Annotated in this window: 29 protein-coding genes; 15 read left to right on the top strand and 14 right to left on the bottom strand. The window is 43.6% G+C overall.

Annotated features, from left to right (window positions below; genetic code table 11):
• Position 1: 1 nt before the first annotated feature.
• The 6 genes from BHR79_RS06515 to BHR79_RS06490 form a co-directional block, all read right to left on the bottom strand.
• The gene (locus BHR79_RS06515; RefSeq protein WP_072561591.1) at positions 2–1,936 is read right to left on the bottom strand and encodes a V-type ATP synthase subunit I; all 1,935 of its coding nucleotides are present in this window, start codon (positions 1,934–1,936) and stop codon (positions 2–4) included.
• Positions 1,929–2,255: an ATP synthase archaeal subunit H gene (gene ahaH, locus BHR79_RS06510; protein ID WP_072561590.1), complete on the bottom strand. Its 327-nt coding sequence runs from the start codon at positions 2,253–2,255 to the stop codon at positions 1,929–1,931. The genes BHR79_RS06515 and ahaH overlap by 8 nt, the downstream gene beginning before the upstream one ends.
• A gap of 264 nt (positions 2,256–2,519) precedes the next feature.
• Positions 2,520–3,704, bottom strand: coding sequence for a radical SAM protein (locus BHR79_RS06505; protein WP_072561589.1), 1,185 nt, complete (start codon positions 3,702–3,704; stop codon positions 2,520–2,522).
• 12 nt (positions 3,705–3,716) lie between these two features.
• Positions 3,717–4,595 (bottom strand): polyprenyl synthetase family protein, encoded by an 879-nt coding sequence (locus BHR79_RS06500; RefSeq protein WP_072561588.1) that lies wholly within the window; start codon positions 4,593–4,595, stop codon positions 3,717–3,719.
• A gap of 28 nt (positions 4,596–4,623) precedes the next feature.
• Complete coding sequence (locus BHR79_RS06495) at positions 4,624–5,004, bottom strand: cytochrome c maturation protein CcmE domain-containing protein (protein WP_072561587.1); 381 nt, start codon at positions 5,002–5,004, stop codon at positions 4,624–4,626.
• 10 nt (positions 5,005–5,014) lie between these two features.
• On the bottom strand, positions 5,015–5,134 hold the full coding sequence (locus BHR79_RS06490) for a CcmD family protein (RefSeq protein WP_072561586.1): 120 nt from the start codon (positions 5,132–5,134) through the stop codon (positions 5,015–5,017).
• Between the two features lie 141 nt (positions 5,135–5,275).
• Here BHR79_RS06490 and ahbD point away from each other — a divergent pair, with 141 nt between their 5' ends.
• The 10 genes from ahbD to BHR79_RS06440 all read left to right on the top strand — a co-directional run bounded on the left by ahbD (position 5,276) and on the right by BHR79_RS06440 (position 14,415).
• Entirely contained in the window at positions 5,276–6,337 is a 1,062-nt protein-coding gene (gene ahbD, locus BHR79_RS06485) for a heme b synthase (protein WP_091829021.1), read from the top strand.
• Between the two features lie 243 nt (positions 6,338–6,580).
• Positions 6,581–7,036 carry a siroheme decarboxylase subunit alpha gene (gene ahbA, locus BHR79_RS06480; RefSeq protein ID WP_072561585.1) on the top strand — a complete coding sequence of 152 codons (456 nt, stop codon included), beginning with the start codon at positions 6,581–6,583 and terminating at the stop codon, positions 7,034–7,036.
• The gene (gene ahbB / locus BHR79_RS06475; RefSeq protein ID WP_072561584.1) at positions 7,026–7,496 is read left to right on the top strand and encodes a siroheme decarboxylase subunit beta; all 471 of its coding nucleotides are present in this window, start codon (positions 7,026–7,028) and stop codon (positions 7,494–7,496) included. Before ahbA ends, ahbB begins: the two co-directional genes overlap by 11 nt.
• 23 nt (positions 7,497–7,519) lie before the next feature.
• Positions 7,520–8,236: a precorrin-2 dehydrogenase/sirohydrochlorin ferrochelatase family protein gene (locus tag BHR79_RS06470; protein ID WP_072561583.1), complete on the top strand. Its 717-nt coding sequence runs from the start codon at positions 7,520–7,522 to the stop codon at positions 8,234–8,236.
• 2 nt (positions 8,237–8,238) lie between these two features.
• A complete protein-coding gene (hemA, locus tag BHR79_RS06465) occupies positions 8,239–9,510 on the top strand; it encodes a glutamyl-tRNA reductase (protein ID WP_072561582.1) in 1,272 nt (423 codons plus the stop codon).
• 15 nt (positions 9,511–9,525) lie between these two features.
• The gene (gene hemB, locus BHR79_RS06460; RefSeq protein ID WP_072561581.1) at positions 9,526–10,503 is read left to right on the top strand and encodes a porphobilinogen synthase; all 978 of its coding nucleotides are present in this window, start codon (positions 9,526–9,528) and stop codon (positions 10,501–10,503) included.
• Positions 10,504–10,530: 27 nt separating this feature from the next.
• On the top strand, positions 10,531–11,793 hold the full coding sequence (hemL, locus tag BHR79_RS06455; RefSeq protein WP_072562327.1) for a glutamate-1-semialdehyde 2,1-aminomutase: 1,263 nt from the start codon (positions 10,531–10,533) through the stop codon (positions 11,791–11,793).
• Positions 11,794–11,807: 14 nt separating this feature from the next.
• Positions 11,808–12,743, top strand: coding sequence for a hydroxymethylbilane synthase (hemC, locus tag BHR79_RS06450; protein ID WP_072561580.1), 936 nt, complete (start codon positions 11,808–11,810; stop codon positions 12,741–12,743).
• Positions 12,740–13,639 (top strand): dihydroorotate dehydrogenase, encoded by a 900-nt coding sequence (locus BHR79_RS06445; protein WP_072561579.1) that lies wholly within the window; start codon positions 12,740–12,742, stop codon positions 13,637–13,639. The genes hemC and BHR79_RS06445 overlap by 4 nt, the downstream gene beginning before the upstream one ends.
• Positions 13,639–14,415, top strand: coding sequence for a dihydroorotate dehydrogenase electron transfer subunit (locus BHR79_RS06440; RefSeq protein WP_072561578.1), 777 nt, complete (start codon positions 13,639–13,641; stop codon positions 14,413–14,415). Before BHR79_RS06445 ends, BHR79_RS06440 begins: the two co-directional genes overlap by 1 nt.
• A 3-nt stretch (positions 14,416–14,418) precedes the next feature.
• Here BHR79_RS06440 and BHR79_RS06435 read toward each other — a convergent pair whose 3' ends face one another.
• Positions 14,419–14,745 carry a hypothetical protein gene (locus BHR79_RS06435; protein ID WP_123130979.1) on the bottom strand — a complete coding sequence of 109 codons (327 nt, stop codon included), beginning with the start codon at positions 14,743–14,745 and terminating at the stop codon, positions 14,419–14,421.
• A 181-nt stretch (positions 14,746–14,926) separates the two neighbouring features.
• On the opposite strand from BHR79_RS06435, the gene BHR79_RS06430 reads away from it, so the two are divergent.
• The 3 genes from BHR79_RS06430 to BHR79_RS06420 are packed head-to-tail and all read left to right on the top strand — an operon-like array spanning position 14,927 to position 17,706.
• Positions 14,927–15,652 (top strand): fumarylacetoacetate hydrolase family protein, encoded by a 726-nt coding sequence (locus BHR79_RS06430; RefSeq protein ID WP_072561576.1) that lies wholly within the window; start codon positions 14,927–14,929, stop codon positions 15,650–15,652.
• On the top strand, positions 15,652–15,951 hold the full coding sequence (locus tag BHR79_RS06425) for a hypothetical protein (RefSeq protein ID WP_072561575.1): 300 nt from the start codon (positions 15,652–15,654) through the stop codon (positions 15,949–15,951). Before BHR79_RS06430 ends, BHR79_RS06425 begins: the two co-directional genes overlap by 1 nt.
• Before the next feature lie 42 nt (positions 15,952–15,993).
• Positions 15,994–17,706 (top strand): glutamate--tRNA ligase, encoded by a 1,713-nt coding sequence (locus tag BHR79_RS06420; RefSeq protein ID WP_072561574.1) that lies wholly within the window; start codon positions 15,994–15,996, stop codon positions 17,704–17,706.
• A 24-nt stretch (positions 17,707–17,730) separates the two neighbouring features.
• On the opposite strand, the gene BHR79_RS06415 is transcribed toward BHR79_RS06420, so the two are convergent.
• The 7 genes from BHR79_RS06415 to hisS form a co-directional block, all read right to left on the bottom strand.
• Positions 17,731–18,333: a 30S ribosomal protein S3ae gene (locus BHR79_RS06415; protein WP_013037908.1), complete on the bottom strand. Its 603-nt coding sequence runs from the start codon at positions 18,331–18,333 to the stop codon at positions 17,731–17,733.
• Between the two features lie 130 nt (positions 18,334–18,463).
• Positions 18,464–19,972, bottom strand: a complete 1,509-nt coding sequence (locus BHR79_RS06410; protein ID WP_072561573.1) for a serine--tRNA ligase — start codon at positions 19,970–19,972, stop codon at positions 18,464–18,466.
• Between the two features lie 123 nt (positions 19,973–20,095).
• Positions 20,096–20,632 carry a uracil-DNA glycosylase gene (locus tag BHR79_RS06405; RefSeq protein WP_072561572.1) on the bottom strand — a complete coding sequence of 179 codons (537 nt, stop codon included), beginning with the start codon at positions 20,630–20,632 and terminating at the stop codon, positions 20,096–20,098.
• Complete coding sequence (locus BHR79_RS06400) at positions 20,625–20,861, bottom strand: KEOPS complex subunit Pcc1 (RefSeq protein ID WP_091829024.1); 237 nt, start codon at positions 20,859–20,861, stop codon at positions 20,625–20,627. The genes BHR79_RS06405 and BHR79_RS06400 overlap by 8 nt, the downstream gene beginning before the upstream one ends.
• Positions 20,845–22,140: a DHH family phosphoesterase gene (locus BHR79_RS06395; protein ID WP_072562325.1), complete on the bottom strand. Its 1,296-nt coding sequence runs from the start codon at positions 22,138–22,140 to the stop codon at positions 20,845–20,847. The genes BHR79_RS06400 and BHR79_RS06395 overlap by 17 nt, the downstream gene beginning before the upstream one ends.
• 237 nt (positions 22,141–22,377) lie before the next feature.
• On the bottom strand, positions 22,378–22,836 hold the full coding sequence (locus tag BHR79_RS06390; protein WP_072561571.1) for a 30S ribosomal protein S15: 459 nt from the start codon (positions 22,834–22,836) through the stop codon (positions 22,378–22,380).
• A 163-nt stretch (positions 22,837–22,999) separates the two neighbouring features.
• Positions 23,000–24,241 (bottom strand): histidine--tRNA ligase, encoded by a 1,242-nt coding sequence (gene hisS / locus BHR79_RS06385; RefSeq protein WP_072561570.1) that lies wholly within the window; start codon positions 24,239–24,241, stop codon positions 23,000–23,002.
• 136 nt (positions 24,242–24,377) lie between these two features.
• Here hisS and BHR79_RS06380 point away from each other — a divergent pair, with 136 nt between their 5' ends.
• Complete coding sequence (locus BHR79_RS06380) at positions 24,378–24,707, top strand: pyrimidine dimer DNA glycosylase/endonuclease V (RefSeq protein WP_072561569.1); 330 nt, start codon at positions 24,378–24,380, stop codon at positions 24,705–24,707.
• Between the two features lie 55 nt (positions 24,708–24,762).
• Positions 24,763–25,872, top strand: a complete 1,110-nt coding sequence (locus tag BHR79_RS06375; protein ID WP_083433122.1) for an amidohydrolase family protein — start codon at positions 24,763–24,765, stop codon at positions 25,870–25,872.
• Position 25,873 lies beyond the last annotated feature (1 nt).

The following is a 25,873-nucleotide window of genomic DNA, read 5'->3' as shown; positions in this document are numbered from 1 at the left end:
ATTATTCCTCCGTGTATTTTCTTATATATCCAAATGGGCTGTACTCTTTGCCCCCGCCTTCATAGAATTTAGTAAAGAATTCGACATACTGAAGCCTCAAAGCATGTAGTCCGGGGGCGATTATGCTCAAGACCGTATTTAGTGCATGTCCGAATATGAATACCAATATTGCAAATACCGCTGCTATACCTCCCTGTGGCCAAATCATTTCAAAGGCGATAAGGTTCACAGTGGATGCAATATAAATTGATGAAAGGCCCACAGCTATCAAACGTGTGTATGACAGGGAGTTACTCAACAAACTGGGTAACTCAATGGGACCTTTAATACCTTCTCCTTTAATCAGCATTATGAAACCTATCACGAATATTGCGGCACCTACAGCAATTGGTAGGTATCCTACATATCCGAGAATTGCAAGCACAATACCAATCTCTACCACGATCCAGCTACCCTTTTCAAGCATCGCTGCATTGAATCCGTGTTTCTTTTTCTCATTGATAAAACCAAGGATATATCCCATGTTTATGTGAGCAACACCAATGAGTGCCGTAAGCACGATAAGGGTCATTACCAGATGTGTTCTGTGTATTGGGTATGTAATCATTTCCCCACCGATTGGAGATTGGAATAGGTTTATAGTTTCGAATCCGGCTATAAGACCGGGTTCAATTCCATGTGCCCCATGCAGGCTTGCAAGAGGGAATCCCAGAAACTCTCCATAAAGAACACCAAAGATCAAGGTCGATACCTGACAGTATATCAATATATTCATCAGGGGTTTTATTGCATCGGAATTAACCAATTTTTTAACTCCAAATGCCAATCCCAGAAGAATTAGAGCGTAACCAATATCTCCAAGTATCATTCCATAGAACAGTGGGAAAGTGATAAATATCAATGCAGTTGGATCAATTTCTTTGTATTTGGGCCTTGCGTAAAGGTTCATTATTGTTTCGAAAGGTTTTGTGATCCCTGCGTTATTATACTCTACCGGCACTTCCTCCTCTTCCTCTTCTGTAATCTCCTGCTTGGAAACAAATACTCTTCCATTAGTAGAAGATTCGAGTGTCCGGGTCATTTTGTTGTACTCATCGGATGGAACCCATCCGTCGATTACAAAAGTATGCTCTGATGTGGCAATCCTCAGGGGTGCTTCGGATTTCTGGGATTCAATGGATAGAATTTCATCACTTGCAAGTATGAAATCAGAATAACGTTCCTTTATGTCAGAAATACTCTTTTCAAGTGAAGTAATTTTCTCATTGATAGTGTTTCTTTCACTTTCTATATCAGCAATTATCTCCGAAGGTGCCCCTTCCACATCGGGAACACGAATCTCACGAAACTCGTAATCAGCCAACATCTCCGCCACGAGATCCTCTTTATCTTTCCTGACAAACAGAGCAATGGTGAGTGTATTTGGATCAAATTCGAGTTCATAATCATTAGTAATTCCAGATATTTCAGAACTAATATCTCCCTTTACAGTACCTGCAAACACAGATAGACTCTCGTAACCTCTGTAATTTTTAAGGTCAATTGGGATTGAAACAAAAGGTTCCAGTTCTTTTTTGAGGGAATCCAGTTCTTTTAACCGTGTTTCATAACTGTTCTTTTCTTCAGTCTTTTCATCAAGTTCATTTTCCAGGCGAGCCAGTTTTTCATCGAGTTCAGCCCACAGAATATTTGTGTCCTGTTTTGGAACTTCTTTTGGCTTGATACCAAGGAAACTAGAAATTGACCTCAGTTGAACAAGTTTTTTGGAAACATCCCCTGCATTCTCAAAGGGTTTCCCTATCTTGAAAGTAGAATCTTCTTCATTATATTCTTCAATATGGAAGATATTGATATCGTGTAGTGTGTCTACTGTTTCATCCATGACTTCTTTATGTCCGACGATAACAGCACGGGTCATACTTTTTGGCTTAAGCATAGATCGCCCTCTCGAATTCCTCCACTAGCGTTGCAACAGCTTTATCAACATTAGATTCTGCGTTGCTTATCAGCTTTTCTGCATCCTTTTTGCCTTTGCTGACGATTTCTTCGTGCTCTTTCTGGAGGTCTTCCTGTGCAGATTTAAGTGCATTATTTGCAGATTTTTCTGCATCTAATTCTGCCTCTTTAATTATTTCTCTGGCTTCTGCACGGGCACTGGCGATTTTGTCCTCCTTCTCCTTCAGGCCTGCTTCCACCTTTTTGGCAGCACTTTGTTCTGCTTCTTTTATCTCGGATAAGATTTTGTCCTTGGCCATGTGAATCCTCATCGCGTCTGTGATTTATTAAGCAGCGTGATTTTATGCCCCTTATAGCAACCTCGCATATAAGTTATTCGGTTTCAGGTGATTGCTATTGAACAATTATAATGTTTAATCATTCGTGTAGGGAGTTCAAGTTAACAGCAGGTACCCATAAGCAACTTTACATATAAGCCATTCGGTTCTTACCGGTTCGCAATCTGCCGATTATAATAATTATTCATGAAAAACACGGCTACTTTTAGAAATATAATATAGAATTCATTCATTTCTTATTTTATATGGTAATATTTCATCTTTGGGTATCGTATGGATGTATTTTTGTCTGAATTCAGGATTCCTCATCATGCAATAATCAGAATTGGAACGATATGCCCGGTGTTTGCCCATATTGTCCCATATGGATGAAAGCCTTTCTTCCTTTATATTTCCAAATGAAAGGGGCGTGTAGGCGCAGGGTATGACCTCACCTGCAGGTGTGGCATGCATCCATCGCCTTCCGGCAAAGCAACCAAACATATCCGGCCCCATAAAATAAGGGAATGAAGTAACACGTGGCCCCTCTGCTCCACTGTTCATCCGTTTTTGGAAACGCTCCATGCTCTTCACGTCCTTTTGGGTGATGACTTCATCTTCATGTTCAAGCCAGCGACCCACAGCAACGATCTCATAGATGGACATCTCCTGCATGCCCATGTCTGCAGCAAGACCATAGAAATCTTCAAGGTCATCGATATTATCGGGTGACACTACTACAAACATATCTGCCATAATGTCAGCTTCTAAGGTATTCTTAATACCCGCAATAGCGTCTTTGTATGCCCCATCCCTGCCACGAATACGGTCATGTTCCTTTTCGAATGGACTGTCTATGCTTATTCTCATGGCATACATGCCCGCATCCTTCAACCGTGCAGCCCTGTCAGGCGTAAGGCCAAAACCAGAAGTGAAACAGGTTGCAATGCACCTATCATTATCCACTGCCCTCACCATGTCGGGAAGATCCTTTCGAAGCATTGTTTCCCCACCATCGAAAGAAATAAGGTAGGCACCAAGATCAAGGGATTGATCGATAGCACTGTTGATTTGGTCGGTAGTTAATTCTTCCTCAGTAAGGAAACCCGCAGCTCCGCAGTGGATACAATTATTCGGACATTTATCGGTAATAGCTATTGAAAATTGGTCAGGCACACGTTTTTTCATGATGGCAGCAATCTGGGAACTGATCATCCTGTTGAATGCATTGCTGGGAATTGGAGGGACCCATGTCGAAAATATAATCTTTTCACCATTAAATGTAATGGGCTTTTCTTCCTGAAAAATTCGGTTAATACGTTTCAGAATGGGTTTTGCAATGGTGGAGAGGGGACCCTCACTGGTGAGTACAACTTTATCATTTTCCACATTTGCATCAATTTTTATCATGGGTTTTTCATATACTCTCATAAATTCACCTTTTTAGCATTTCCTTGCTCCAACTTCAGGGAAAAGACCTTTTGTGGCATAATTAGTAAGCTCATGTAATTTATTTCTAGATTGTGAAGGCGGAAATTGATCGATTATTTCATGTGCTTCAGAAACAAGTTGTTCAACCACTTCCATGGTTTTTTCTATTGCTTGTGCATCCGCCATGTCCTGCCTGTATATATCTACCAGCGAAGGGGATATGTGTATTGATTCCTTGTTGTTTACTTTACTGGTGTATTCCAACATATCATCAACGATTTGATAGGCAGTTCCGAGTTTATTTCCAAAGTGCCTGAGTTTAGAAGCTGTATCCTCGTCTGCTCCTGCAACATAGGCCCCCATTGCTGCAGAGGCAGCAAAAAGTGAAGCGGTCTTCTTTTCTATACAATTAAAGTACTCGATACGATTTTTACTGTTTTTTTCCAGCAAATCCACATCCATGGCCTCGCCTTCGGCCATTTCCATACCTGCCCTTCCAAATTCCGTGCCTGTTTCTTTGCCATATGAAGATATTAGTTCAATTGACTTGGATATCAGGTAATCTCCCGCAAGCATTGCTGCAGCGGTACCATATACCTCATGGGCAGTCTTAAATCCCCTTCTCAACACCCCCCTGTCCAGCAGGTCATCGTGAATAAGGGAGGCGGAGTGGATAAGTTCAATTGCCAGGGCAGCATCAAGGGTATTTTCAATTTCACTGCCGCATACCCGGGATGATAGCAGGAGGATCACAGGACGTGTTTTTTTCCCGCCGGATTGACATATGTGAGCAACTACCTTCTTCATTTTAGAGTCGTTGTCAATTTCTTCCACAAAGTCAATTAGTGCTTTGTTTATACTCCGGCATTCATCCCATTTTTCAATATCCATCGATTAACCTCTCTGAGATGGCCATAGATTATTCGGAGTACTTGGAAGGGCAACCCATGACAATTTTTTCCGCTTTGAGATTGCCCTGTTTATCTATTTTTCCTTCAATACTCAGTTCTTTACCTTCTTCAAGATTGGGTGGCAGGTCACCGGTATATTCAACTTCAATGTACTTTTCAGGTTGCTCTATGTCCTGAAGCATGAAAGTTATATTACCGGGTTTTACATCCAGTGTTCCTTGCCTGATAGCACCCATTGTGTTGATATCATTCCCGCCAAAATCATCTATATTTTCCTTAATTTCTGATACCATGTAATAAGTCTGGCCGGTATCTATGCCCCATAGGCCCAGGATAGCAAAGGCAAGTATTGTAATAACTGCAAGAATTTGTTTTTGTTTTTTATCCATCAATGTCCCTTCATTCAGGATTTAACCTTTCAAATTCACGAAGAAGCTGTGAACGTTTTCGAATCAGGAATATTGTATATGAAACTATTGCCATGACAACAATCAAAAATGCTGTATTCAGTGAATCCATATTTCACACCGCAAGCCATTTACAAATAACTAGATTACCTATCTCTTATATGTGTCATGCGGTCCTGACAAACAATTCTATATATTTGATTAATGGTACAATCAGTATACCATTATTTAAATAAATTAAAATGACTGTGATATGACCATGTCAGAAGAACCCAACCCTCCAAGATTAATTGCCTGGGAATTGACATCCAGATGCAACCTTTCATGCATGCATTGCAGAGGTGCATCCACCGACGAAAAAGCTATTGGTGAACTGGACACATTCGAGGCAAAAACATTCATTGACCAGGTCGCTTCCTTTGGTTCCCCAATATTAATTCTCAGTGGAGGTGAACCACTTGTTCGCCCTGATGTATATGAACTTGCCCGTTATGGCACAAATAAAGGCCTCAGGGTGGTACTTGCTACAAACGGCACCCTCCTTGACAGGGAAACTGTAAGAAAACTCAAAGAAGCAGGAATAAAGAGGGTCAGTATAAGTCTTGATGGGGCAGACTCTGCAACCCATGATGGGTTCAGGGGAGTTAAAGGTGCCTTTGACAAAGCCATGGAGGGAATTGATGCCCTCAAAGCAGAAGGCATGGATTTTCAAATTAATACTACAATAACCAAAAGAAATCTTGGAGAGATTCCACGTATCCTTAAAATGGCTACTTCATTGGGAGCCGAAGCCCTCCATATTTTCCTGCTTGTGCCTACAGGCAGAGGGGAAAACCTTGCAGATGAGGAGATACCCCCGGCAGAGTATGAAAGGATACTGCACTGGTTCTATGAACAGAAAAAGCATACTTCCCTTGAACTCAAAGCTACCTGTGCGCCCCATTATTTCCGTATTATGCGCCAGTGTGCGGAAAAGGAAGGAGTGGAAGTTTCAATCAAAACCCATGGCTTTGATGCTGTGAGCAGAGGGTGTCTGGGAGGGACTGCCTTTTGTTTTGTTTCAAGTACCGGGGATGTGCAGCCCTGCGGCTACCTTCCTGCAATTGCCGGCAATATAAGACAGCAATCTTTCGGAGAAATATGGAACAATTCAACTTTGTTCAATGAACTCAGGGATTTCAGTCTCCTAAAGGGAAAATGCGGCAAATGTGAATACAAGAATGTTTGCGGTGGGTGCCGTGCCCGGGCATATGCAGCAACCGGGGATTATCTGGAAGAAGAACCTTATTGTATCTATCATCCACGCCAAAAATAAAAACAGGTTTTAAGTGGGCGAAAATTCCCATTTTATTTTTTATAGTAGATGCGGTACTTTATTGCCTTCTGTCACTGTTTTGAGCATATAATATGGTTTCCACCTATGAATCTATAATTTAGGACTGGATTGCCGTATAAAATACCATTATTGCAAATATTCCAGATAATATGAAAGAAAACATTATAATCCATGATTACATCTCGTAACCTATTCTATTCTCAAGAATAAATGTGAGTTCCCATGATCCGGCTTGATGAAATGGACAAAAGGATATTGAATGAGATCCAGCTTGAATTTCCCCTTTCCGTTAATCCCTATGAAGTACTGGCTGAAAGGATAGATATTCCTGAAGAGGAATTGCTAAAAAGACTGCAGAGACTCAATAATCGGGGAGCCGTGAGGCGCATTGGTCCTATAATAAATACCCGCAAGATCGGGGGGACAAGTACCCTCATAGCCCTGAAAGCCCCCTATTCACAAACCCATGAGATTGGAGAAATCATTAATAAACATCCGGAAGTCTCTCACAACTATTTGCGCCCGGCGGAGTATAATATATGGTTTACCATATCTGCAGCAGATCGTGAACGCCTCGACACCATAATCAGGCAGATTGTAGATGAAACCGGATGTCCTATACTGGATTTACCCACAAAACGTCTTTTCAAGATAGGGGTGAAATTCGATGTCCGATAAGCTTGATCCTCTTTCCCGTAAAATCCTGGAAGTAACACAACACGGAATCGAATATACCCATTCCCCATTCAAGAAAATCGCAGAAGAAACGGGATTAAGTGAACAGGAAATTGTAGATCGGCTAAAGGAAATGCAAAGCCAGGGAATCATACGTCGTTTTGGTGCATCAATTGGCCATCGTACCATCGGCATAACTGCCAACGCCATGTGTATCTGGAATGTACCGGATGAACAGGTGGAAGATGTAGGCAAAGTGATGTCCAATTTTAGCGAAGTAACTCATTGTTACGAGCGACCCAGATATCCTGATTGGCCATACAATCTTTTTACAATGGTCCATTCTTACAGTAAAAAAGACTGTGAAACAATTGCCGGGAAAATTGCAGATGCAACCGGGATATATGACTATCGTCTTTTGTTCAGTGAGCATGAGTTCAAGAAAACAGGTGTAAGGCTGTAACTGTAATATGTGAGGTACCAATAATGTCTGATCGCCGATATATGCCACTTTTCCTTGATTTGTCTTCCCGGAAAATCGTGATTTTCGGAGGAGGACACGTCGGCCAGCGCAAAGCATCACTTTTTTATAAATATGGAGAAGTAATCGTTATAAGTGAAGATTTTTCTGAAAAAATCCTTTCCCTTTATACCTCTGAAGTAATAGATATAGTGCAGGCAGATATCAGTGCAATGTCTTCTGATACAATTCATGAATACCTTAAAGGGGCATTTATCGTAATCCCGGCCACAAGTGACCAAAAACTGAATATGAAGATTAGCCGGATTGCTTCCGGCATGGATATATTTGTAAATTCCGTGGATTCCAAAGGGGATGTTATAGTCCCGTCAGTGATACAAAGAGGGCCGGTAACTGTTGGAATATCTACTTTGGGGCACAGTCCCGCCCTTTCCAGATATACGCGCATAAAAGTCGAGCATACTATCACTCCTAATTACGCAGATATGGCACATCTGCAGGATGAATTACGCACTAATCTGAAAGAACGGATTGCTAGCCAGCCCCTCAGGAAACAAATTCTGTGGGATGTGCTTGAAGATGACAGAATATGGGATGCTTTTGAAGATTCCTATGAAAAAGCGTATAATATAGCATACGATATAATGTTGGAGCAGATTGAGAATAGCGCAGATGACGATTCAAAAGAACAGCTGGATCATTGCTCGAATAACGGAGGATAACATTGACTGAAATATCTAGCATGGTTATTTCCCATGCAAAGGCAACAGTGGAGGAAATGGAAGATGCCTGGCAGGGTGAAATCGAGGATATACTTTCCCAGCTAAGTTCCCATGAGCTCGTGTACGAATGTGCAGTCCTTAAGACATGCAACCGACTGGAAATGTATGTGGTATCCCCCAGGGGAAGCAGTGTCCTTTTCCATTTTGCAAAAAGCATGGGGGTTTCTTCCCGAATTGTCGAATTTTATGACCATGAAGAATCCTTATATCATCTTTTAAAGCTCTCCTGTGGCCTTGAATCCATGATCATAGGAGAAGATCAGATCCTGGGACAGATAAAGGATTTGTTCACCATCTCCAAAAATGCAGGCACCATGGGCAAAATCCTGGAGACCGCTTTTAGCAAGGCTATCCAGGTAGGTAAAAGGGCTCGTACTGAAACCAACATCAATCGGGGTTCCGTATCGATTGCATCTGCTGCAGTGGATCTTGCCGATGAAATGTTAAAAGGCCTTCAAGGACGTAATATACTTGTAATTGGAACCGGCGAGATGGGCACTCTTGTGACCCGGGCATTATCGCACAGGGACATGAATGTTGTGTATCTGGCAAACCGCACATATGAAAAGGCAAAAGTACTTGCAGATGAGCTGGGAGGGGAGGCCGTGGATTTCGTGAGTCTTGATCGCTATACACAGCAGGCCGATGTCATAATCAGTGCTACATCTGCTCCCCATTATGTCCTGAAGAAAGCAACAGTGGAAAGATCCCTTATGAACAGGAGCGATAATCTTCTGCTGATAGATATCGCCAGTCCCCGGGACATAGATCCCGAAGTTGAAAGCCTTCCAAAAGTTATCCTGCGTAACATCGATAATCTTCGGGTTATTAATGAGCGCAATCTACAGATGAGAATGGAAGAGGCAAAGAAAGTTGAAACTATAATTGATGAAGAATACAAAATGCTCATTAACCAGTACAAAAGACAGAAAGCAGACGCTCTTTTGTCCGAACTTTACAGCCAGATATATACTCTGCGAAAACATGAGATGGATAGGGCTGTGAACAGGTTGGGAGCTTATCACACAATTGGGGATGTGGAATGCAAGGTCCTGGATGACCTGACAAGGGCCATAGCAAATAAGGTTCTGGCAGAACCTACCAAGGTGCTGCGCAATGCAGCTGAATACAATGATGAGGCTTTCCTTGATTCGGCCTGCAAGCTTTTTAACATCAAACCCTATGCTAAAAAAGAAAAGGAAAATTGCAAATAAGGACTTGTGATACCAATGTACCCAAATATTCGAATGCGCAGGCTCAGGAACGGAAAAATAGGTAATCTTATACGTGAAACTTCCCTAGGGGTTGATGACCTCATATACCCTATGTTTGTTGACGAAACTGCAGAATCCATAGTTGAAGTACCATCCATGGAAGGTGTTCTGAGGTTACCCCTTTCCGAAGTTGTCAATGAGGCCAGGAATGTGGCGGACCTGGGCATCAGTTCTTTGATGCTTTTCGGTATTCCTTCGGACAAGGATGAAAAGGGAAGCAGTGCTTGTGGGGATGAAGATATTGTCCAGCAGGCAACGCGGGCTATCAAGGAGGAACTTGGTGGTGACATGGTTGTGATTACAGATGTTTGCATGTGTGAATACACATCCCATGGCCATTGCGGCATTATTGATAATGAAACCCATGATGTGATAAATGATGAGACTCTACCCATTCTGGGCGAGATCGCGGCAAGCCATGCCAGGGCGGGAGCAGATATGGTGGCACCTTCGGGTATGATGGACGGCATGGTGGATGCAATCAGGCAATCCCTGGATCAGGGAAATTTCAGTGATGTGCCAATTATGTCCTATGCTGCAAAATACTGTTCCGCATTTTACGGCCCCTTCAGGGATGCTGCTGATTCATGTTATTGTTTCGGGGATCGCTCGACATACCAGATGGACCCTGCAAATTCGGATGAGGCCCTGCGGGAAGTAGAACTGGACATCATGGAAGGTGCCGACATCGTTATGGTAAAACCGGCTCTTCCATACCTTGATATTATCTACCGGATAAAACAGGAGTTTGGTATGCCAACTGCGGCTTACAATGTCAGCGGGGAATATTCCATGCTCAAGGCAGCTGCCCAGCAGGGCTGGCTGGATGAGAAAAAAGTCATGTACGAATCCCTGATGTCAATAAAAAGGGCTGGAGCCGACATGATAATTACTTACTTTGCCAAGGAAATGGCACAATTACTGAATGAATGAATGAATGAAATTTATTGGTGTGATTACATGGTCAATCTGGAAAAATCAAAAGCAATGTTTGAAAAGGCCAGGGAATATCTCCCTGGTGGTGTTAGCAGTCCGGTACGAGCAATCAAACCCTATCCTTTCTACACCGAGAAAGCTTCCGGATGCCGTATTACAGATATTGACGGTAATGAGTACATAGATTACTGCCTCGGTTACGGCCCAAATATGCTGGGTCATGCAAATCCCGTGGTCAAGAAAGCAATAAGTGATCAACTTGAAAAGGGATGGCTCTATGGGACCCCCACTGAGTCCGAGTTCAAACTGGCCGAAAGGATTGCAGCCGCATATCCTGGAATCGATATGCTTCGTTTTGTATCCACAGGTACGGAGGCTACAATGAGTGCCCTGCGGGCAGCACGTGGTTATACAGGAAAAAACAAATTCGTCAAAATAGAAGGCGGTTTCCACGGTGCTCACGATTCAGTACTTGTCAAAGCCGGCTCAGGTGCTTCCACATTAGGTAAACCCGACTCTCTGGGTGTACCACAGGATTTTACCAAACATACTCTTCAGGCACCCTATAATAATATCGAAGCCATGACAGACCTGCTTGAATCAAGCGATGATATAGCAGCTGTCATCATGGAACCGGTAATGGGTAATGTCGGACCGGTATTGCCACAGGAAGGTTATCTGGAAGAGATCAGGAAACTTACAAAGGAATATGATACCCTGCTCATATTCGATGAAGTAATAACCGGCTTCAGACTTGCAATGGGCGGTGCACAGGAATATTATGGTGTGACACCTGACCTGACAACGCTGGGCAAAATTATCGGTGGAGGAATGCCCATAGGGGTTTTCGGAGGCAGGAAAGATATCATCGAAATGATAGCACCTTCCGGTTCGGTATACCAGGCAGGGACTTTTAGTGGTCACCCGGCATCTGTTGCTGCAGGAAATGCAGTGCTTGATGTGCTTGAGAAGGAAAATGCTCATGAAAAACTCAATACGATGGGGCAGAATGTACGCAGCAGACTTTCCGATATGGTCACTGACAAAGGACTGGATTACAGTGTTTCAGGTATCGGTTCCATGTTCAAGATCTTCTTTGGAGATATGCCAACGAATTATCAGGATGTACTCAAATGTGACAAGGAAGGCTATTTTAATTTCTTCCATAAAATGCTGGATCAGGGAATTTTTATACCCCCTTCCCAGTTTGAGACGAATTTCCTCTCTCTGGCACATACCGAAGATGATCTGGAAGCGACCTTTGAAGCTTATGAATCCTGCCTGTAATAGGATGTGTTGATTTGATAATTGGTACAAGGGGAAGCGATCTGGCTCTTGCACAGGCAAAGACCGTTGGGGGTCTTCTGGATAGCCGCGGTTTCCCCACCACCCGCAAGATCATAAAAACAAGCGGTGATACCTTCACAGACCGCCCGCTCCACGAGGTAGAGGGCGTTGGTGCCTTTGTGAGGGAACTGGATGACCGGATGCTTTCCGGGGAGATCGATATTGCAGTCCATTCGATGAAAGACCTACCCACTGAAAGACCGGCAGAACTTTCCATCGCAGCAGTGATCGAACGTGATTCTCCTCATGACGTACTTCTCACAAACGATGGTTCAACCCTTGACGAATTGCCTGAAGGGGCGATTGTAGGGACAACATCCATGCGCAGGCGGGCCCAGTTTTTGCGCTACCGCCCGGATCTGGATATCCAGGACCTGCGTGGGAACATAAATACCCGCCTTAAAAAACTTGAATCCGGTATGTATGACGCAATTATACTGGCAGAAGCGGGTCTACAACGCATGGGATGGGACATCGAATGTCACAGACTGGACGCCGATAATTTCTGTCCCTCGGCCAACCAGGGAACCATTGCCGTGGTTACCCTGGCAGGCGGGGAAGCGGAATTACTTTGCTCCCAGATCGATCATGCTGAATCCCGTATCGCTACAGAGGTAGAGAGACTGGTGATCAGGGATGTGGAAGGCGGATGTATTGTACCGGTCGGTTCATTTGCAGAATTTGTGGACAATGGTAACAAGATACACATACGTGCCGAGATATTATCCCTTGACGGGAAGCGGGACATCCGTCTGGACGAGATTATCCCCGTGGATAATTATCGTGAACATGCTAAAGAGCTGGGTCAGAAACTTGTTGCTATGGGCGGAAAAGAACTGGTAAAAGAAGCCATCTCCCAGTTGTCCCAAAAAATAATTGATCATTCATGAATATAGCAGGTATAGAACTCAAAAATCCTACAATTCTGGCTTCAGGTATAATGGGAACCACAGGAGCAGCCCTTGCAAGAATGGGACGCAACGGTGCTGGTGCATTGGTAACCAAATCAATTGGCCCGGTTCCCAAGAAAGGCCATAATAATCCTTCCATGGTGGAGCTGGAATGTGGATATATTAACGCGATGGGGCTTCCCAATCCTTCCTACTCGGGTTTCTGTGAGGAAATCGGAATTGCGAAAAGCAAAACGGATGCACCGTTAATTGCCAGCATATTCGGCGGGGACTCTGCAGAATTCACTGAAGTTGCGAGAGGGTTACTTTCCTCAAAACCTGATTGTTTTGAACTTAATGTAAGCTGTCCCCATGCTGAAGGTTATGGGGCCTCGGTGGGAACTGATCCTGATCTGGTACATGAAATCACGGCTTCGGTAGTTGATGCTGTGGATGTACCTGTATGGGTGAAACTCACACCCAATGTTACGGATATTACTTCCATTGGCCGGGCAGCAGAAACAGCAGGGGCATCGGCAGTCGTTGCTATCAATACAGTGCGGGGTATGGCCATTGATATCCATTCCGGGTATCCGATACTCGGCAACCGTTTTGGAGGACTATCCGGTCCTGCAGTAAAACCGGTGGCTGTAAAATGTGTTTATGACCTGTATAAAGCGCTTGATGTACCTGTAATTGGTGTGGGAGGTATTACCTGTCCTCAAGATGCAATTGAAATGATACTTGCCGGGGCAAGCGCTGTTGAGATCGGATCCGCTGTACATGACGATACGCAAATTTTTGAAACAATAAACAAAGGTATTGATGCATACCTGCAAAAGTATGGCTATTCAAAAACTGAAGATATAGCAGGCCTGTCACATGAGATGATCTGATGCGTCCCATTCATTCAAAAATAACCGAAATTATCGAAGAGTCACCCAATGTGCGTACTTTTTTCTTTGACACACATTTTGAGACAGCCATCCCCGGCCAATTTGTAATGGTATGGGTACACGGCACCGATGAGGTCCCTATGACCTTGTCCGGCAAGAATTCCATTACCGTCCAGAAAGTAGGGGATGCCACCTCCCGTATGTTCGAACTTGGAATAGGTGACCATATGGGGCTCAGGGGTCCTTTTGGCAGAGGTTTTACTCCCCCAGAAAAGGATGAAAAAGTGCTTTTCATTGCAGGAGGGGTCGGTGCCGCACCGATTGCACCCCTTGCAGATATTATAAAGGCAAGAGGAATTGAAGGCCACACAATCCTGGGTTCCAGATGCTGTGATGAAATTTTGTTCAGGGAACGCTTTGCCTGTGGAAGGGTGGATATTACCACTGATGACGGTTCTGAAGGCCGGAGCGGTTTTGTGACCGACCAGCTGGCAGAAACAGATACCTCTGATTACGACAGGATATATGTGTGTGGCCCGGAAATTATGATGTATAAGGTCTTTGAAATTTTGAAAACGCGCGATGTTCATGTAAAGACAGAGTTCAGCCTGCACCGGTATTTCAAATGCGGCATAGGAGTATGCGGAGCCTGCAGTATGGATCCCGAAGGCCTGCGTGTCTGCAGGGACGGCCCTGTATTCAATGGCAGTGAACTTGAAGGATCTGAATTCGGACATTATGAACGTGATTCTTCAGGTTGCAAATGCCATTTTTAATTATCAGGCAGCAGGTTTTTGTGCCTTCACTTTTTCATAGAGCAGGTTAAACAGAAACAGCAATTCCCCTTCCAGGAAAATTATTCCTGAATTTGTCCTATCTTCTTTTTTGGCAAAAAGGATGGTTAGTTCAAGATCCCTTTCAGCCGCCTGTTTTACCGACAGATCAAACGCATCGTTTGCGCTTGAAAGGTGTTTTTCGACAGATTCTTCATCAAGGTAGGTATTGATCCATCGTACCAATTCGGTCCTGTATCTACCCGAAATCGGGATGTTATTCACATACCTAAGTACATGATTTTTTTCTTCTATGCAGTAAAGATCGTTCATATCCACTCCCCAATAAAGTATTCTTTCCAAACAGTCAAATAAGTTTTCCCGATTGGTCATACTCTGGCAAACCGGCGCTCATTTGCCGGAATTGATAAGAAAAAGGATTTATATTTATACCATATCTTCATAATTTGTCTGCTAGGACAATGCATCTCCTTATTATTAACAAGTGGATAACATGATCGGAAAATTCAAACACGGTACAGAGAGTTTTGAGGGAAATGTACAGGATGAAAGGGTAACATCTGCCGAGGGAGATGTTTACGATCTTAATTCACTTGATATACTCCCACCTTCAAGTCCTTCCAAAATTATCTGTGTGGGGCTGAATTATATTGATCACGCCAAAGAACTGGATATGGACATCCCGGATGAACCAATTATTTTCATGAAACCCCCATCTTCTGTAATTGGGCATGATGCAAAAATTATCTATCCTTCCTGCAGCAATCGTGTTGATTATGAAGCAGAACTTGCTGTTGTCATAGGACAGCAATGCCATGGCATTCATGCTGAAAGTGCACAAAGTGTCATCAAAGGATACACATGTTTTAATGATGTAACAGCCCGTGATCTCCAGCAAAAGGATGGACAGTGGACCAGAGCAAAGGGTTTTGATACTTTTTCCCCGATTGGTCCTTTCATAACTCCTGCGGCAGATTTCGATGCCTGTGAATCAAACATTAAGTGCAGTGTTAATGGCATGACCAGACAAAATTCATCAACTTCCAGATTGATATTCGATGTTGATTATCTGATAGAATTCATATCCTCCGTCATGACCCTTGAAAAGGGGGACGTAATTGCCACAGGTACCCCTCAGGGAGTGGGTGAACTTAATTCCGGTGATTCCGTAGACGTAACCATTGAGGGCATAGGCACATTATCCAATGAGGTATCATAATGCTTTTTGATCAAATTTACAGGGAACTTGAATTAACTGAAAGACACCTTATCGTCCTCAGGAAGGTTATTGAGGAAGGGCCGATTGGTATCCTTAAACTTTCGGATGAAACGGGGATGCCAACCCATAAAGTGAGATATTCATTGAGGGTACTTGAACAGGAACATCTCATAAAGCCTTCATCACACGGAGCAGTTGCAGGTGAGAATACCGAAAAATTCCTTGAGGATTTTGACGGGCAAATATCAGCCATCATTACAAAAGCATCTCATATCCAGCAGATAAGAAATTCTATTTAATTGTATGTTGAATCACTTTTTTACTTTATAGAGGTCAGCCAGATGACATTAAAGGATGAAGATATAAAAACGATTGAAAAATTTGCATTGCAGAATGCTGTAAAATACGGACAACCTCCCCAGGTTGGAGCTGTCATGGGTCGGGTGATGGGACAGTGTCCCCACCTGCGTCCTAAAGCCAAAGACGTCACGGCGCAAGTACAGAAAATCATAGACCAGGTTGCAGAAGGCAACCCGGATGTATGGCAGCAGAGACTTGAGGAAGTCGCACCTGAACTTATTGAAGAACTAAATACAAAGAAAGAGCCCGATAAAGGCCTCAAACCCCTTGATGTTGCAGAAGGGGAAAAGGTTGTTATGCGTTTTGCTCCCAATCCCAACGGGCCCGCTACCCTGGGCAGTGCAAGGGGGATGATAATCAACTCCGAATATGTCAAAATGTATGGCGGGGATTTCATAATACGTTTTGATGATACTGATCCCCAGACCAAGCGCCCCCTTCTTGAAGCCTATGAATGGTACCTTGATGACTGTCAGTGGCTTGGTATCAAACCGGACAGGGTGGTAAAGGCATCAGACAGAATAAATCTTTACTATGAGTATGCCCGCAAGCTTATCGAAATGGGGCACGCTTATGTCTGTTTCTGTGAGGGGGCTGATTTCAAGAAGTATAAAGATTCATGTAGCCCATGTCCTGATCGTGACAGGGACCCTGCGGAAAATCTGGAATACTGGCATAAGATGATTGAGGGCGATTACGAAGAAAAATCCGCTGTATTGCGTATCAAGACAGAGATCGACCATAAGGACCCTGCACTAAGGGATTTTGGTGCTTTCAGGATAGTAAAAGCTACACATCCCCGCCCGGAAGTGGGTGATAAATACGTAGTATGGCCGCTTCTTGATTTTGAGGGAGCCATCGAGGACCATGAACTTGGCATGACCCATATCATCCGGGGCAAAGATTTGATGGACAGTGAAAAGCGTCAGAAGTATATCTATGATTACCTTGGCTGGGAATATCCAAAGACCACACACTGGGGTCGCATTAAAATGCATGAATTCGGTAAATTCAGCACCAGTGCACTCAGGAAATCTATAGAAGAAGGCGAATACACCGGCTGGGATGACCCACGGCTTCCAACAATAAGGGCAATTCGCAGACGTGGCATCAAACCACAGGCCCTGCGTAAATTTATGGTAGACATGGGTGTGGGGGAAACCGATGTGAGTATCAGCATGGATTCCCTTTATTCTGAAAACCGTAAACTTATTGACTCACAGGCAAAGCGTTTCTTCTTTGTCCCCAACCCTCAAAAAGTTGAGATTATAGACGGGGAACACACTGTTGCCACCCCACCTCTGCATCCCGTGGAAAATATGGGAAACAGGAGTATAGATGTGGATAATATTGTTTATATTAGTGGTGAGGATGCAAAGGAACTATCCCCCGGATCCCTCTTAAGACTCAAGGATCTATATAACATTGAAATTGTATCGACCCAGCCTCTCCGGGCAAAACATATTGGTGATTCAATGGATGAGGTCAGGGAAAAACGCCCTCCTATTGTCCAGTGGGTAGCAGAAGATAATCTGCATGTAGATGTCCTTTCTCCTGAAGGTGTATTCACAGGAATAGGAGAATTACAGATTGCAGATGAAATTGATAAAGTTGTGCAGTTTGAGCGCTTTGGGTTCTGCAGGATAGATGATGTAAAAGAAAAGAGAGTAGTAGCCTATTTCACTCATAAGTGAAAGGCTACTTTTTTATTTTTAATTTCAGGCTGCTGCGGAAGCATTAGCCTTTACAGGAAGAACTTCTGTCTTGCGTATTTCTACCCTTCTGATTGGATAGATAGTTTTTGCATTCCTGTAAATATTGGCTGCAAGTTTACCGGTTACGATTTCCTCGACAATGTGTTCAAAGTCAAGTTCTGCAGCTCTTTCAAGGACGATTTTTGCCATAATTTCCCGGATTGCTCTTATCTGGCTGCTTCTTGCCCTCTTTACAGTAAATGCAATGGGCTTGATGCGGAGCTTACGTCCGTCCTTGGTTGTTACCTCAAGGTTGTTGTCTATACGGGATGTCTGGCGTTTTACAATGGAGCGAAGGTAATCTGTAGTGATCTCGTGACCAATGAAAGCAGTGTTTGCAGTGTCACCGGTTACGCTGTCGATAGCCAGACGTAGTTTGATGTTCTGTTTTGAGAAATCATTGGTAATGTCTCCTACAGTGGTTTCGATCGTCCTTCCAACCAGTTTTTCACTTTCATCAGTAGTGGTTGTCCCAATAACGGTCCTGCCAATAAATTCAGGAGTCTCAATGTTATACCAGGTTTTGTTCTTCCATTTATCCAGTTTTCTCTGTACTTTTCTTGCCAATAAATTTCCTCCAGTGTTAGTGTGATATTTCTCTGTAGATGATCAATGTAATTAATAAATTCTATAGTATAGGCTATTAGTGGCCCTCTATACTAGACATGTCCATATATAAACAAATCGGTTATCCATTTTAGAAGAACTTTATTCCTTCAGGCATTTCTCCAAAACGCTTGCGGAATTCTTCCGGCCAGTTTTCCGGATCCAGGCCTTTCTGCGCAAGGAAAGCTGAGGTCCATCTTTCCAGTCCAACACCCGAACATCCGGACCAGAGTTCATCTCCTGACTGACTTTTCACATTAAAACCGGAAGGATATTTATCCCCGTTGACACTCACGTTCTGGAACTCAAGCCATTCGCCATCATCTCCCCTGTACGGCAGGGGCGCTTCATAATCTGTAGTACCGGCACTTTGCTCATCCGATACACCTGCAAGTCCCTCCTGTGCCATGAACCATGGTGTGACCCAGGCTTTTCTCCATTCAAGATCGAGGATTTCATTGAAGATATGCATATAGCGTTCGTGGAGCTCTTCTGAGGCTTTGACTACCTGTTCCTTTGTACCCAGCCAGACAATCTCGATACGATGAAACTCATCAACACGTTCCATGCCGTGGATGCCACCACTTTCATACCTGTGGGATGTCCCGGAGCGGTCAAAGACTTTCAGGGGGAATGATTCTGTAGGTATGGTTTCACCCTGTAAATACATCCAGAAGGGGGGACACTGGGCATAGCACAGGCCACCTATAGGATCACCTATCTTTTCCTTTATTAGTTCAGTAGGTACTTCTTTTGTAACCTTGTAGTGATCAGCGACCTCTTCCCAGTATTCCGGATCGCGGGTTTTCGGGGGGCATACATAATATATTTCCGGATAGACGCCTTTGGCATGCCCGGATTTCTTCCATACATCCCAGGGAACAAGTTTCGGGAAGATCATTTCCTGATATCCGAGAGGTTCAAGAAGTTCTTCAAGAACTATCTTTTCAAAAGTGCGGAACAACTTCGTGGACTGTGGCCCGTGAATCCACTGCCCTCTGCTGGCCCCTCTTTTGATCCACCCTTTTTCTAACATTTCCTGCGTTGGGTCCTTCTCAAATGGGTGTGCCTTTTTTTCACTCTGCCATAGAAGGTTCCAGTGTTCGGTCTTGCCGCCATAGACCTTTTCCCTTATCTTGTCCTCCATAAGGGTCAGTATCCTGTCAGGAACACGGTTTTCAAGTTCTGCCTGTCCGACATCCAGATTGAGTGTGATGTATTCTCCGTCATAATCCATTGAACTGACATGCGGTATCTTCAGATCTCCGACTGATTTTTCGGAAGCCATTTTTATGACAAACTCATCAACATCAATACCCCGGATGCCCAGATGGTATTCCTTTCCAATTTTGCCAGCAAGAGGTTTACGCAGCCTTATAATTGCATCATGGGATCGGACATACCTGCCGGAGACTATCTCAATGTCTATCCGGTTATCCCTTACATTCCAGCTCTTAATTTTTGCTTCTTCCCCTTCTGGTGCTCCCTTGGCGAGTACCTTTGGGGCTTCTTCCTCAAGAAACTCCTGAATAGCATCTACGGCGGGTGCGGGGTCCCCGCTAGTTTTGAAGGCAGCTTTTAACCTGAATTCCAGATCCATTATATTTCCTCGAAATGATTAAATAATGATTAGTGAAGTCCTTACAGCGACTCAGTTATTGTTATTAATTATTATAAGTTTTACCTGATGGCACAAACCACCATATTGGAAGAACGAATGGATTTACCATAATGCACTGTTTTTTTCTATAAACTCTTGCTGTTCAGGCTGGCGACTTTTGGTATATATGAGGGCTGCAGGATGATAGAATTTCACCACATTTATGCCGTCTATTTCCCTGCATTCTCCCCACTGAAGTTGCCTGTTTCCCAAAAAAGCTTCCTCAGCAGTATTTCCGAGCAGAATAATCACATCAGGATCAAGCATTTCGATTTGCCTTTCAAAAAAAGCCCGGCATGCGGCAAGTTCTCCTTTACGGGGCCTGCGGTTATCAGGAGGTCTGCATTTGACTGTATTGATCACAGCCCAATCTTTCTGCTGAATATCCATATCTTCTATCATACCATCCAGGATTTTGCCGGCCCTGCCACAGAAAGGTATTCCGCTTGCATCCTCATTCTTGCCGGGGGCTTCACCTATGAAAAGTACTTTTGGATTTTGCCCACCCTTCATTATTACTTTGTGGGTTGCGGATTCATGGAGCTGGCACGCAGTACATGAATTTATTTCCTCCTCTAAATCTTCGAATGAATTAATCATTTTTTGTCCCATTGAGATCCAGGTCTTCGGCAATTTTGGCATTCATAAGAAGATCGTCCATAACAGATATCAGAGAAGAAAGTTTTTCTGTCCTCAAAGTTATGGAATTTTCATCGGAGAGGGTTTTACTTTCCATATTCGCTAGATTGTCCGGTCTTAATGATTCAATAATTATTTTGCCCCTTTGACCGACAGGCAGGTTAAGTGTGCTTTTAATTTTCATCTGCATTGTATCCCATCTGTTTTGCGATAATGGAATCCAGGGCTTCCAGGAACTCTTCTTCACTTCCCGGCGGTATGGCCGCACCGGATGCTATGTTATGTCCCCCTCCGCTACCTCCTACTCCGGAGGCTGCCTCTCTTAAGGCAACTGCAAGATCCAGTCCGCCTTCTACAAGTTTGCGGGTTCCTCTTCCTGAAATTTTAACAATATCATCAACTTTGTTCAGGGCAATGAAGGGCAGATCAGGGTGTATGTACCTGATGACAACACCTGCGATCATGCCGGTGGCTTCCATGTCTTCTCCCTGAATAAACCTGAGATGGTGCCGTTTTTGGATCTTCTTCTCTGCCTTTTTGATTTGTGCCATCAAAACTTGCTGGTATTGTTCCGCAATCTTCCAGCCTTCTTCTGCAGCCTTTTCATCCCTCAGGCAGGCAGTAAGGGCAAGACCTCCACGTTCAAGTTTGCCACAGCAATTGAGGAGGGTTACCATATCGTATACATTAGGTATGGTCTCGTGGTTGAGAATGCAGACTTCACCGATGCTGGCATCAACCGCTTCAGGACTGGCTTTTTTTGTCAGTTTAAGTGCCACAGCGGAAGTAAGTTTTTTCATCTGGTTTTCATCAAGTTCTTCGATAGGGCCACTGATACCCAGGATATTAAGGAAGTTTTCGATCTTTTCTTTTTCACCTGTTATGTCAAGGTAGGGTTCAGGTGTTCTTTCCAGCACTTCTGCCAAGTCACCATCTCCGATCTTTAATCCTTTCCTTATGGAAACAGAGCCGCTTTCAATTCCTTCTTTCAGGATCAGGCCATTCTCCCTGTCAAAAAGTTGTTTATCCCCTATGGCACCTGCAATTGCAAGTCCTGCAAGCTCTTTATTTTCGGGATTTAGTTCTGTTGCAACAACATAAGCAGTTGTTGAGGCGCACATATAGTAAGCACCATCAATGTCTGCAAGATGAGGGTTTACCATTACGTGTGCCGTTGTGTCACCCACGGGTGCATGGTGGTCTATTATAATGATGTCATTTTTGACTTTTTCAATCAATTCAGGCTGGCCGCTCCCCATGTCACAGAAAAGTACGAGATCACCATTATCAGTGCTGTTGTTAACTGTTTCCACAACATTTTCATCTAGCCGGCTTACAATACTTGCATGGAAAACTATGTCTTCCCTCAGCAGGGCATGGCACATTACAGCTGCTGCGGTAATCCCGTCTGCATCATTATGGGATATGAGTCTTACACGTGAGTATTCACTGATTTTTTCAGATGCCATTTTTGCAATGGGTCGCAATTTTTCCAAAAACTTTCACCTGCCAGTCCACATATGCTAATTATACATGGAGTGATTTTGATATTAAAGGATTCATTATGCAGCACACATTTATACTTCTATTGATTTGTATCATGATTGTCTTCACATTGCCTTAAATAAATGGCAATTGAACGAAGACATACAGCAGGAAAAAAAGAACTAAATTAAAAAAAGTTGGGAAATTATGCAACTTCCCGTTTACTTAGTAATAAGCATTTCTGCGGTTTCTGGTTTATATTTCCATTCGGCGGGGAGGACTTTGTTTGCCTTATAATATTTAACCAGTCTGCGAATTTTGGATTCGGTAAGCTGAAGAGGACGCTTGTTATGTACATCTTTGTTATTGGCTGCAACATGTTTTCTCAAACCAATAGCTTTTACGATAAGATTGTACAGGTCCTCAGGAACACCAGGTGCTACTTCACTTTCTTTCAGGATAGCAGTGAGCTTCTTTCCTGTAGCGAGTTTGACATCAGGAACTCCATAGTTATCTCTCAACTTCATTCCGATGACACTGGTGGGGTTGCCTTGCTTCCACAAGTCAAGAACCACCTTTTCGATCTCTTCTGCATCCTGCAAAGACCATGCGGGTACTTCTGTACGAATGGGTTTTGTGGACCCTGCCTGGCCTTTTCTGCGAGTGTGCATTTTTGCCATTATGATTACTCCTTATTATTTTGATTTGAATTTAAAGTGGCGATAAAGTTACAGGTATGAACGTTGGGAGATTCCCTGTAGTGGCGAAGTGGTGCTAATTAAAGGCACATTGGTTATATATTTTGTGCCATTACGGCTGTATGCATGGAATCTACGATAGCCATTACAATCCACTTTTGAGAATATGTTCCCTGGCCTCTTCAACGGTCAATTGGTGTTGTTCGCCGGATTCCATATCCTTCAGGGTAACCTTGCCAGCCTCCATTTCCCTTTTGCCCACTATCACCACATACTTGGCACCGATGTTATTGGCGTGGGAAAGCTGGCCCTTGAAGTTTCGTTTCATTATATCGAGATAGACAGGCACTTCCCTACGTAATTCGCGCACAATCCCTATTGCATCCAGACGGGTGTCATCTGTTGCCACAAGCACAACTTCCCTTTTTTGCCCAGGTTCCAGTTCGCATATCTCCATTATACGATCAAAACCAAGTCCAAATCCGGTTGAAGGGACATCTCCTCCCCCGAAAAGCTGTATCAACTGGTAGGAGCCACCTCCACAAATCTGGTTCTGGGCTCCTAGATTGCGGGCATATATCTCAAAAACCATGCCTGTGTAATAGTCAAGACCCCTGGCAATACCAAAGTCAACGGAATATTCCACATTATAGGCATCCAGGATTTGTGTCAGTTCTTCAAAAATTTGGAGTTCTTCAATATCCCCCACAATTTGCCTTGCTTTTTCTATTGCATCATCTCCGGTGATGCTAACAAGTTCAAACAGCTCGTTGCGAAGCTCTATTGATGCATTGATTTGTTCAAGATAATCATCAAGCCCGGTATCGTCCTTTTTATCCACAAGCCTCATGATCTTTGTTTGTTGCTCCGGTTCGAGTTCTTCAAGTATATGACGGATAATCCCCAGATGCCCTACACGCAGGTCCCCCTTGATCCCTACAGATTCGATCATTTCTTCTGCAAGAGCTATTACTTCGGCATCAGCATCAGGACGGCTGCTGCCAATGGTCTCAACTCCAAATTGCCAGAATTCCCTGAAACGTCCCTTTTGGGGCCTCTCATAGCGGAAACAATTCTCAAAATAGAAGAGTTTTAACGGACGGGGTGTTGCCTGCATTTCATTCACATACATCCGCATGACAGGTGCGGTGAGTTCCGGACGCAGGGCAAGTTCCCTGTCACCCTTATCGGAAAAATTGTAAATCTCACCTGTAACTCCTTCTCCGGACTTGAGGGTGAATAGTTCGAGATTTTCGAAGGTAGGAGTGATTATTTCGCTGTATCCCCATCTGGAAACTACGTCTCTCATCCTGTTTTCAACAAAACGTCTCAATCGCGTATTCTCAGGAAGGAAATCCCTTGTTCCTCTTGGTTTGCTGATTTTCATCGTATCTAACCTGATATGAATTAATGATTGTAATTGAAGATTGAGTAGGTTACATCATTGTTAAATATATTTTTTGTTTTGGATGCCTGAATCACATATTGTTAATTTCAAATAAGAATAAATTAATCTATATTACATGAGAATATGGGATTTGCCACCATCCGAGCTTTGCAGACAGCATCTGCTTGGAGAACACAGGGAATTGCACGCTCTCTGGTCCATTATCACTAAAAATAAAAAGGCTTATTCCAATCATCCTGAAACTCTTCGCTGGAAAGGTAAATTACACGCCCTGTACCTGCGCCATGAAAACCTTGTTAGCGAAATGCAGAAGCGGGGGTATAACCACCACAGTCCCCTTGAACCTACCTTTGCGACAGGGGAATCCAGGCAGGACACTCTTATAACATCCATTGATGAGCAAAAAGAAGCCCTCAGGAAAAAAGGATGTAACTGCAAAATTTAAACAGGATATATCCAGCGTTAATTTTTTAATTATTAATACATATGAATACAGGATTATGTCTTCAATGGCACGTGAACAGATTATTTATGGCAACATCCTCTATGGGGATGATCTGTCTTTGGTGAAAGGTTATGTATGTGTCCGGGATGGCATCATACATGAAGTGTGTGAGGAGCCGACATCTTCTGAAAATATTATTGCTCCCTGTTTTACCAACTGTCACACCCATATAGGAGACTCGGTTTGTAAAGACCCCTGTATAGGCCCGGCTGAGGATTTTGTGATACAAAGAGACCTGAACAGTCTGGTCAGGCCACCGGATGGCTTAAAACACCGCATCCTTGCAAAAACTTCTGACAGGGAACTTGTAGAATACATGAAATTTTCCATCAGGGATATGCTTGCCACTGGGACCACCGGTTTTGCAGATTTCCGGGAAGGGGGAAACAGAGGTGTGCTGGCACTGAAGGATGCATTAAAAGATACGGATATTGATTCCAGAATATTTGCAAGACCCGACAGCAGGGAGCTCAGTATGCCTATGCAGGAGGGAATTTCCTTACTCCTTTCCCAGGCCGATGGTATAGGTATGAGCGGTGCACATGATATCGATTTGAATCTACTGGAACAGATTGCAGATACCTGTCACAAATCCAGACGCCCTTTTTGTATACATGCCGGTGAAAAATCCCGTCACGATATTAAAGATGCCCTATCACTGCAGCCGGATATGCTTGTCCATCTGACACAGGCAGTGCAGTCAGACCTCAAAAACGTTGCCGATGCATCTATTCCGGTGGTTGTCTGCCCCAGATCCAATTTCCTTACAGGGGTAGGAATGGCACCTGTTGCTGAAATGTTGAAATCCGGCATAAATGTGGGCATAGGTACTGACAATGTTATGCTGAATTCTGTAAATATGTTCTCTGAGATGGAGTTCCTTTCAAAGGTATTTGGACTTGAGGATAGACAAGTATTTAAAATGTGCACACTTAATGGGGCATCAATATTGGAGTTGGAGGGAAAAGGCCCTCTTCGGGAAGGGTATAAGGCAAACCTGATGGTATTGGATGGAACGTCAAATAATCTTAAAGGAATACAGGATGTATTAAGTGGTCTTGTTCGTCGGGCAAGGCCAGACGATATTTTATCAATAATCCATTAAT

The sequence above is a fragment of the Methanohalophilus halophilus genome (assembly GCF_001889405.1).
GTDB lineage: Archaea > Halobacteriota > Methanosarcinia > Methanosarcinales > Methanosarcinaceae > Methanohalophilus > Methanohalophilus halophilus.
The sequence above is the reverse complement of the archived record's forward strand: the minus strand, read 5'-3'. Positions and strand labels throughout refer to the sequence as shown.

What these genes read in the sequence shown, in the direction of transcription:
- BHR79_RS06495 (WP_072561587.1), bottom strand. Translation starts at nt 5,004, where the DNA reads ATGGATAAAAAACAAAAACAAATTCTTGCAGTTATTACAATACTTGCC.
- BHR79_RS06440 (WP_072561578.1), top strand. Translation starts at nt 13,639, where the DNA reads ATGCGTCCCATTCATTCAAAAATAACCGAAATTATCGAAGAGTCACCC.
- BHR79_RS06515 (WP_072561591.1), bottom strand. Translation starts at nt 1,936, where the DNA reads ATGCTTAAGCCAAAAAGTATGACCCGTGCTGTTATCGTCGGACATAAA.
- BHR79_RS06400 (WP_091829024.1), bottom strand. Translation starts at nt 20,861, where the DNA reads ATGCAGATGAAAATTAAAAGCACACTTAACCTGCCTGTCGGTCAAAGG.
- BHR79_RS06500 (WP_072561588.1), bottom strand. Translation starts at nt 4,595, where the DNA reads ATGGATATTGAAAAATGGGATGAATGCCGGAGTATAAACAAAGCACTA.
- ahbB (WP_072561584.1), top strand. Translation starts at nt 7,026, where the DNA reads ATGTCCGATAAGCTTGATCCTCTTTCCCGTAAAATCCTGGAAGTAACA.
- ahbD (WP_091829021.1), top strand. Translation starts at nt 5,276, where the DNA reads ATGACCATGTCAGAAGAACCCAACCCTCCAAGATTAATTGCCTGGGAA.
- BHR79_RS06410 (WP_072561573.1), bottom strand. Translation starts at nt 19,972, where the DNA reads ATGGATCTGGAATTCAGGTTAAAAGCTGCCTTCAAAACTAGCGGGGAC.
- BHR79_RS06435 (WP_123130979.1), bottom strand. Translation starts at nt 14,745, where the DNA reads ATGAACGATCTTTACTGCATAGAAGAAAAAAATCATGTACTTAGGTAT.
- BHR79_RS06470 (WP_072561583.1), top strand. Translation starts at nt 7,520, where the DNA reads ATGTCTGATCGCCGATATATGCCACTTTTCCTTGATTTGTCTTCCCGG.
- BHR79_RS06445 (WP_072561579.1), top strand. Translation starts at nt 12,740, where the DNA reads ATGAATATAGCAGGTATAGAACTCAAAAATCCTACAATTCTGGCTTCA.
- BHR79_RS06390 (WP_072561571.1), bottom strand. Translation starts at nt 22,836, where the DNA reads ATGGCAAAAATGCACACTCGCAGAAAAGGCCAGGCAGGGTCCACAAAA.
- BHR79_RS06425 (WP_072561575.1), top strand. Translation starts at nt 15,652, where the DNA reads ATGCTTTTTGATCAAATTTACAGGGAACTTGAATTAACTGAAAGACAC.
- ahaH (WP_072561590.1), bottom strand. Translation starts at nt 2,255, where the DNA reads ATGGCCAAGGACAAAATCTTATCCGAGATAAAAGAAGCAGAACAAAGT.
- BHR79_RS06430 (WP_072561576.1), top strand. Translation starts at nt 14,927, where the DNA reads ATGATCGGAAAATTCAAACACGGTACAGAGAGTTTTGAGGGAAATGTA.
- ahbA (WP_072561585.1), top strand. Translation starts at nt 6,581, where the DNA reads ATGATCCGGCTTGATGAAATGGACAAAAGGATATTGAATGAGATCCAG.
- hisS (WP_072561570.1), bottom strand. Translation starts at nt 24,241, where the DNA reads ATGAAAATCAGCAAACCAAGAGGAACAAGGGATTTCCTTCCTGAGAAT.
- BHR79_RS06420 (WP_072561574.1), top strand. Translation starts at nt 15,994, where the DNA reads ATGACATTAAAGGATGAAGATATAAAAACGATTGAAAAATTTGCATTG.
- hemB (WP_072561581.1), top strand. Translation starts at nt 9,526, where the DNA reads ATGTACCCAAATATTCGAATGCGCAGGCTCAGGAACGGAAAAATAGGT.
- BHR79_RS06505 (WP_072561589.1), bottom strand. Translation starts at nt 3,704, where the DNA reads ATGAGAGTATATGAAAAACCCATGATAAAAATTGATGCAAATGTGGAA.
- BHR79_RS06375 (WP_083433122.1), top strand. Translation starts at nt 24,763, where the DNA reads ATGTCTTCAATGGCACGTGAACAGATTATTTATGGCAACATCCTCTAT.
- BHR79_RS06380 (WP_072561569.1), top strand. Translation starts at nt 24,378, where the DNA reads ATGAGAATATGGGATTTGCCACCATCCGAGCTTTGCAGACAGCATCTG.
- BHR79_RS06405 (WP_072561572.1), bottom strand. Translation starts at nt 20,632, where the DNA reads ATGATTAATTCATTCGAAGATTTAGAGGAGGAAATAAATTCATGTACT.
- hemL (WP_072562327.1), top strand. Translation starts at nt 10,531, where the DNA reads ATGGTCAATCTGGAAAAATCAAAAGCAATGTTTGAAAAGGCCAGGGAA.
- BHR79_RS06395 (WP_072562325.1), bottom strand. Translation starts at nt 22,140, where the DNA reads ATGGCATCTGAAAAAATCAGTGAATACTCACGTGTAAGACTCATATCC.
- BHR79_RS06490 (WP_072561586.1), bottom strand. Translation starts at nt 5,134, where the DNA reads ATGGATTCACTGAATACAGCATTTTTGATTGTTGTCATGGCAATAGTT.